Below are 1,518 nucleotides of genomic sequence, written 5' to 3' on the forward strand. Positions count from 1 at the left end.
TTAATGTCGTAGCTGAAATTTTTCAAAAAATATATACGTAAAGCTTCGCGCTCGGCGCAGCTAGGACGGATGCAAAAAAATACCGCCGCGCCCGTATCGTCCCTCCCGCGCAGTAGCAGGCAGTCGCACAGTCGTAGCCCTGCTCGTCCGTCTAGCCTTCGCGCGACGACGAGTTTTGAGGCGATCAAAATCGCAAAAATGCCCGCCGCTGCATAGATCGCAGCTTCGGCAAAGCCGAATTTGATCGTCAAAAACACGCCCGCGACGTATGCGAAAAGAAGCAAGAATTTTAAAATTTCTTGCAGTTTCAAAAACCGCTCGTAGCTTATAAACGGCACGCGAAACGTCCGCACGAAGCCAAACGACGGCTCTATCAGATCGACGCATCCAAGCATAAGATCGTATTTGTCTAGCCCTCTGCGAAAGGATATTTTAAGCTCGTCAAATTCCACGCGCGCCACCTCTTTGCTGCCGCTTCGCAAATAAAGTAACGCCAAAAACAAAAAAACGATCGTCAGGCTGGGTTTGGCTCGCTGCGAGCGTAGCGGGCTGTCCGTGTAAAACAGCTCCCCCGATCCGCCGATGTCCAAAGAGATAAAAATGCAAAAAAACGCAAGGATAGAGGCGGAGAAAATTCTATAAAACGTATCGTCGCAGATGAGGCTGAATTCGGGCTTTTGCATCAGTTTTTGTATAGCGGCGCGTCGGTGATTTTAAATCTAAATTTATTGCCCGCGCCGATAAATCTCACGAAGCTCGCTACGTCAAATCCCTGCTGCGGCGCGCTTAGCGGCGGTTTAGCAAGGATCTCGAAGCTTAGCCCCGCGTAGTTGAAAAACTTGCCGCAGCGCCGAAAACCGTGCCTGCCGTAGAATTCTATGCGGCGTAGGCGCTGCGCGAGGTTGGGCGCGTCCTCGTGCGGTGGCTCGACATCAAGGACGATTTGCGCGCGCGGATTTTGCGTGACGATGAGAGCGAGCAGCCTTGAGCCGATCCCTAGCCCGCGAAATTTCGCATCGATACCGAGGTAGGCCACGTAAAAAATCCCGCTCTCTTCGCCGCTTGGAATTTCACTCTCATCGTAGTGCGAAATTTTGCTTTCTGCGGCGATCGATAAAATTTTGCTCTCCGCGGCGTTTAATGAAATTTTATCCCTTTTGACGCCTGATAAAATTTTGCCGCCCGCACTGCAAATAGAACCGTCCGCGGCGATTGGAGTTTTGCTATCTACGCCCGCATTTAAAATTTCATCGCCACTAAAAGGCTTTGTTTTTCGGTCTGCGATTTTACCAATCGTATCGTTTGAAAATTCTGCTTCTGAAAATTTTATTTCGCCGCTTAAAATTTCATCTCCTGCGCCGTCAAATTCCGCGCCGCTATGGGCTTTGGATTTTAAAATTTTATCTGCATTTAGGCGCGGCGGCGGCTGTTTGTGGTGCGAAACCGTGCGCTTGTAGGTCTGCTCGGTTCTATAGACGAAAAAGCCAACCAGTTCCTCGCCGCTTAAATTTTGCGCCG

At 50.1% G+C, this 1,518-nt stretch carries 2 protein-coding genes; both read right to left on the reverse strand.

Going from position 1 to position 1,518, the window contains the following annotated elements:
- Window positions 1-683 (reverse strand): hypothetical protein (locus tag Q0257_RS05735; protein ID WP_298022717.1); only part of this gene is annotated, 683 nt, incomplete at its 3' end.
- Window positions 683-1,518, reverse strand: an 836-nt coding sequence (locus Q0257_RS05740; protein ID WP_298022720.1) for a GNAT family N-acetyltransferase, incomplete at its 5' end; no start/stop codon positions are given. The genes Q0257_RS05735 and Q0257_RS05740, both read right to left, overlap by 1 nt.

The sequence above is a fragment of the uncultured Campylobacter sp. genome, assembly GCF_938018035.1.
Taxonomy (GTDB): Bacteria; Campylobacterota; Campylobacteria; order Campylobacterales; family Campylobacteraceae; genus Campylobacter_B.